Source organism: Calditrichota bacterium, assembly GCA_013152715.1.
Taxonomy (GTDB): Bacteria; Zhuqueibacterota; Zhuqueibacteria; order Thermofontimicrobiales; family Thermofontimicrobiaceae; genus 4484-87.
Map to the genome: position 1 here is coordinate 1 of JAADFU010000143.1, position 6,314 is coordinate 6,314.

Sequence of the window (6,314 nt, forward strand, 5' to 3'; positions counted from 1 at the left end):
TGATATCCCGATTGAAAAGTTTGAGCGGAGAGAATAGTGGAAAATAGCAATATCAAAAAAATGCTTGGAAAAGAAAATCGTCGGAACATTGGAATTTCCTTTCTGATTATTTGGAGTGATTGGCAAACCTTTCAAAGATTCCAAACCTTTGAAAGGTTTACCCATCATAAAAATCTACCCTTTACACGCCTTCTCAACATCCTCCACAGTTTTCGGAATTGGTTTGCCTAAAACTTTATAGCCCGACTTCGTGACTAAAACATCATCTTCAATCCGAATGCCGCCGAAGCCCAGCGTTTCCTCTACTTTCTCGTAATTGATAAAATCAACATGTTTATTCTGCTCTTTCCACTGCGCCATCAATTCCGGCATAAAATAGATGCCCGGCTCGACCGTCATCACCATACCCGGCTTCAATTTTCGGGCAAAACGCAAATATGCCAGACCGAATTGATCGCTGCGTTCTACGGTTTCATCGTAGCCAACGTAATTTTCTCCGACACCCTCCAGATCATGAACATCCAGACCGAGCGGGTGACCTAATCCGTGCGGGAAAAATAACGCATGGGCACCAGCCTCGACCGCATCATCAACATTTCCTTTCATAAATCCGATATTTTTCATACCTTCTGCAATGACTTTCGCCGCTTTGAGATGCACTTCTTTGAACGGCAGTTCGGGCTTCATCATTTCGATCGATTCCATTTGCGCGGTAAGGACAACTTCATAAATATCTTTCTGCAGCGGGGAAAACTTCCCGTTCACTGGAAAAGTGCGCGTAATGTCACTGGCATAATGGTTTGGCGATTCAGCTCCGGAATCCAGAACCAGCAACTGGCCTTCCTGCATCAAATTTTCATGCGAATGGCCATGCAATACTTCGCCGCGCACCGTGAAAATGATCGGAAACGAAACCATACTTCCGTGCGCCAATACGACTCCTTCAATTGCTCCGGCGACCTCTTTTTCGTAAATTCCCGGTTTGGACATCTTCATTCCCAGCAAATTCATCTCATAAGAAATTTCCAGAGCCTTCTCGATTTCTGCCACTTCCTCGTCCGACTTAATCAAACGCAATTCGGCAATGGCTTTGATCAATTCTACGGAAGAGTAACGATTAATGAGTGACGGATTTATTCCGGTTAATTCCGCTAATTTGAGCAAATTGTCATGCCGGTACTGGGGCACAAAATGGACGCGCCTTCCCTGCTGAAACGCATTTTTTACGATGCTGTCCAATTCCGCCCACGGCAGTGTTTTTTCCACGCCAACGCTTTTCGCCAATTCAGCGACTTTTTTCTGGGGTCCCATCCAGATGATATCATCAACTTCAAAATCATCGCCGAAAATGATTTCTTCACCGTTATCGAAATCAATGACCGCGGCGAAGTTGGGTAAATCCAGCCCGAAAAAATAGAGAAAATTACTGTCCTGTCGAAAAGGAAAAGTATTTGCCGGATAATTCATCGGCGACTCGTTATTTCCTAGAAAGATAGCTATTCCCGAATTCACTTGCTTTTTCAAAAGAGTTCTTCTCTGAACGTAAGTCGATTTAGCAAACATAATTTACTCCTATAAAATTATTTTTTACCTATATATTAGCTACCACCAAGACGCGAAGATACGAAGAAAAAAGGAAACTTTGTGTCCTGGTGCCTTTGTGGTAAGATATCAAACATTTGCATGTTCTGTGCGCTTGATAATTTCTTCCTGCAACTCCGGCGTCAAATCCACAAAATAATCGCTGTAACCAGCCACGCGCACAATCAAATCCCGATATTGCTCCGGATTTTTTTGTGCCTTTCGCAACGTATCGGCTGTTACCACATTGAACTGAATGTGATGGCCATCCATGCGAAAATAGGAACGAATCAGGCGAAGCACCTTTTCAATACCCTCATCGGTCTCCAAAAATTGGGGTGTGAATTTTTGATTGAGCAAAGTACCGCCGGTGCGCAGATGATCGATTTTGGCGGCTGATTTGATGACTGCTGTCGGCCCGTTGCGGTCGGCGCCCTGCACAGGGGAAATTCCCTCGGACAGCGGCGTGTAAGCTTTTCTCCCGTCTGGCGTGGCTCCGACAACGCTGCCAAAATAGACGTGCACGGTCGTAGGCAACAAGTTGATGCGAAAAACGCCGCCGCGCGCCGTGGGTCTGCCGTCAACCAAATTGAAAAATGATTCAAAAACCCTCTTCAAAATAACATCAGCGTCGTCGTCATCGTTCCCGTAGCGCGGTGTGTCCTCGGACAATTTTTCCCGCAGCGCTTCGAAGCCGTCAAAATTTTTCTCAAGCGCCCGCAGCACATCGCGCATGGAAATATCTTTCCGATCAAATATGTGAAATTTGATCGCTGACAGAGAATCCGTGATGGATCCCATACCCACGCCCTGAATGTACGACGTGTTGTAGCGCGCGCCACCGGCGTTGTAATCTTTACCGTTTTTGATGCAGTCGTCAATTAAAATCGACAAAAACGGCGCTGGCAAATAATCTGCGTACAATTTTTCAATGATGCGGTTACCTTTGATTTTTATATCAATAAAATAGGAAAGTTGTTTTTGAAACGCCGTGAAGAGATCGTCAAAAGAGGCAAATGATTCGGGATTTCCAGTCTCGATACCGATTTTTTTCCCGGTTCGCGGATCAATACCATTGTGCAATGTCACTTCCAGCACCTTAACCAGATTAAAATAACCGGTCAAGATATAACTCTCTTTCCCAAAAGCTCCGGTCTCCACGCACCCGCTGCATCCGCCTTTGCGCGCATCGATTAAATCCTTGCCCTGTCGCAACAATTCCTGAATGATGGCGTCGGTGTTGAAAATGGATGGCTGGCCGAATCCGGTTTTGACAATTTTCAGCGCCCGGCGCAGCAATCGATCGGGATTTTTTTTGCTCACCTGCACCATGGAGCTCGGCTGCAGCAGCCGCATTTCTTCGATCACATCCAGAATCAGATAACTCAATTCATTGGACGCATCGTTGCCGTTTTCGTCCACGCCCCCGACATTGATCAGACAGAAATCCGTGTAAGTATTGCTCTCCTGCGCAGTCACGCCCACTTTTGGCGGCGCCGGTTGATTGTTGAATTTTATCCAGAATGCTTGCAGCAATTCCCTTGCCCACTCTTCAGTCAAATCCCCGCTTTCCACCCCCTGCGCGTAAAAGGGAAACAGATGTTGATCCAATCGCCCGGGATTGAAAGAATCCCAGGTGTTCAATTCAGTAATCACGCCGAGGTGAACAAACCAATAATATTGCAACGCCTCCCAAAAATTCCGCGGGGCATAAGCCGGCACATGTTCGCACACATCGGCAATTTTTTTTTTTCCAGTTCGCTGCGACGCCGGGGATCAGTTTCATCTGCTGCCAACTGGCGCGCTTTTTCTGCATGTCTTTTGGCGAAAATTATCAATGCTTCGGCGGCGATGGCCATGGCTTTCAATTCTTCGCGTTTGTCCAGCGCATCAGGATCATTGAAAAAATCCAATTTTTGAATTTGTTCTTCAATTTCCCGTTTGAAATCCAACATCCCTTTGCGGTAAATTTTATCGCCCAGCACGGTGTGCCCGGGCGCGCGTTGTTCCATAAATTCGGTGAATACCCCGGCTTCGTACGCCGCAACCCATTCCGGATCAACTTGCGCGAAAATTCGGTCGCGAATCGAACGTCCCTGCCAGAAAGGAATGATTTCTTTTCGGTAAATTTCCCGGACGGAATCACCCACTTTGAAGCTGATTTTTTCTCTCGAATTTAAAATTTCCAGGTCTTTGAGGGAATGCGTGCAAATCTCAGGGTAAGTCGGCGTGGCTTTTGGCGCAGGACCCCGCTCTCCGACGATCAACTCGCCGTCATTAATGCATATTTTTTTGTGTTCCAGAATATGGCGAAACGCCAGCGCGCGCGCCACCGGAATGGACACTCGATCTGCGATTCCGCTGTTGTAAAAATCAGTCAGCAGTTGCGCTCTTTCCGCTGTGATCGTGGGCTGCGCATTTAGCGATTGCTCCCGCAGCCGGGCTATTCTTTCGTTCATAGTTCACCTCGACAAAATTTGAATTCCCGCTTGTTTGAATGTATCTTCTATCTCCAAAAGTTGCAGCGATGTCTGCATTTTTTTCTGTCCCATCAAATTTTCGCGTCCGAGCCGCTCGTATTTGCTTTCGCCGATTTGATTGTAAGGGAGTAAATCCACCGGCAAATCTGCATCCAATGTGAGCAAAAATGTGATTATTTGCTGCAAATTTTCTTCCGTATCAATAATGCCCGGAATGAGCGGCACGCGAACATGGATTTTTTTGCCCTCTGAAATCAATTTCTTCAAATTTTCCAGAATCAATTGATTGGAAACGCCTGTGTATTTTTGATGTTGTTCATCGTCAATTAATTTCAAATCGTACAAAAAAAGATCAACAAACTCGTTTATTTTCTTAAAATTGGCATAATGCGCGTATCCCGAAGTATCTACACAAGTGTGAAAATCAAACTTTTTGCACATCTTCAGTAGCTCTGTTAGAAAATCCGGCTGCATCAACGGCTCTCCGCCGGAAAAAGTCACGCCGCCGCCGGATTCCTCGAAAAAAATTTGATCTTTTCTCAATTCTTCGAGAACTTCGGCAACGGTAACCTGCGCGCCGATGAAATTTTGATTCTTGCGAAAAATTTTCAGGTTGGATTTATGTTGAAATTTGCGTCGAGGCTCCGGTGCTAATTTCTGACTTTCCGGATTGTGACACCACCAACAGGAGAGCGGACATCCTTTCAAAAAAACGGTTGTCCGAATTCCCGGCCCATCGTGCACTGCGAATTTCTTGATATCGAAAACAATACCGCTGATTGCTGTCTTCACAAACTTCAAAATTTTACCTCGGTTTTGTATTCAATCGGAAATACAAAATATAAAAAATAATCAAGAATGTCAATAAAATAAATATACAATAAAAAAGGTGTACCTCATCTCAAAGATGGAGCACACCTTCAGCAAACGATAGGAGTATTTCACCTCAAAGGTGGGGTACTCCTTTTTTTCACAGTAATTCGTCGCCGGAAATTTTATCACGCAAAATTCAATTTACTCATCACCTGCTGCCGAATTTGCTCGTACGGATAGGCGCCAGTCAGCCGTAACAAAATTTGTCCTTTAAAAAACATCATAATTGTCGGAATGCTTTGAATTTGGTAGCGTTGCGCTACGTGAGGTTTTTCGTCAACATTCACTTTAACGACCTTAACTTTTCCCTTCAACTCTTTTGCAATTTTTTCAATAGCCGGCGAGACCATACGGCAGGGGCCGCACCATGGCGCCCAGAAATCAACTAATACCGGCAAGTCGGATTGCTGAATTAAATCAAAAAATGACTTTGGTAATTGGCTTGTCATGTTTCTTCAACTCCCTTTATCTTTATTTTGCTTCTTTTCTTCTAGAAAAAGTATGCTCCACCTGCAAAGTGGGGTACACTTTTGAATTATCTTTAGATTAGGCGACTTTTAAAAAGTTGAGCGAATGCAAGGTGTACTCCATCCGAAAGATGGGGCACACCTTCAATTCATGCAACCTTTTTCTCACCGATTTTTTTCAGGATGAATTCACCATTCTGAAAATCAATCTCGAATTGATCGCCTTGCTTGAAATCACCTTCCAGAATTTTCGTTGCTAACACATTGATCAACTCGCGCTGCATGATCCGCTTCAGCGGTCTGGCGCCAAAAACCGGATCGTAGCCTTCCTCGGCGAGATGAACTTTCGCCGCCTCGGTCAGCGTGGCGTCCATTCCCTGTCTTTGCAGAGCGCTGCGCACGAATCGCTTGAACAAAATGTCCACAATTTCTTTGATGTTTTCCCGTGTCAACGGTTTGAAAACAAGCACTTCGTCCACTCGGTTGAGAAATTCCGGACGCAGTTTTCGTTTCAGCAATTCCAGAATATCTTTTCTCGTGGACTCGTACACCTGTTCGCGATTTTGATCTGTGATATTTTCAAATCGCTGCATGATCATATCCGCGCCCAGATTCGAGGTCATGATGATGATCGTATTTTTAAAATTCACCACGTGTCCCTTGCTGTCTGTCAGACGTCCGTCTTCCAACACTTGCAGCAAAATATTGAACACTTCTGGATGCGCTTTTTCAATTTCATCGAGCAACACCACTGAATACGGACGACGCCTAATTGCTTCTGTCAACTGACCACCTTCCTCGTATCCAACATAGCCAGGAGGAGCTCCGATGAGCCTGGACACGCTGAATTGCTCCATGTACTCGGACATGTCGATGCGTACGATGGCATTTTCATCGTCAAAGAGAAACTCTG

At 45.2% G+C, this 6,314-nt stretch carries 4 protein-coding genes and 1 pseudogene; all 5 read right to left on the reverse strand.

The window, feature by feature from the left end; translation table 11 throughout:
* Positions 1-174 precede the first annotated feature (174 nt).
* Positions 175-1,563: an aminopeptidase P family protein gene (locus tag GXO74_11250; protein NOZ62250.1), complete on the reverse strand. Its 1,389-nt coding sequence runs from the start codon at positions 1,561-1,563 to the stop codon at positions 175-177.
* Between the two features lie 108 nt (positions 1,564-1,671).
* Positions 1,672-4,040, reverse strand: a pseudogene (locus GXO74_11255) (glycyl radical protein).
* 3 nt (positions 4,041-4,043) lie between these two features.
* Positions 4,044-4,862, reverse strand: a complete 819-nt coding sequence (locus GXO74_11260; protein ID NOZ62251.1) for a glycyl-radical enzyme activating protein — start codon at positions 4,860-4,862, stop codon at positions 4,044-4,046.
* Positions 4,863-5,059: 197 nt separating this feature from the next.
* Positions 5,060-5,383, reverse strand: coding sequence for a thioredoxin (trxA, locus tag GXO74_11265; protein NOZ62252.1), 324 nt, complete (start codon positions 5,381-5,383; stop codon positions 5,060-5,062).
* A 167-nt stretch (positions 5,384-5,550) separates the two neighbouring features.
* The coding region (locus GXO74_11270; protein NOZ62253.1) for an AAA domain-containing protein at positions 5,551-6,314 on the reverse strand (764 nt) is incomplete at its 5' end.

Excerpts from the sequence above, each read along its gene's own strand:
- GXO74_11250 (NOZ62250.1), bottom strand. The coding sequence starts at position 1,563 with ATGTTTGCTAAATCGACTTACGTTCAGAGAAGAACTCTTTTGAAAAAG.
- trxA (NOZ62252.1), bottom strand. The coding sequence starts at position 5,383 with ATGACAAGCCAATTACCAAAGTCATTTTTTGATTTAATTCAGCAATCC.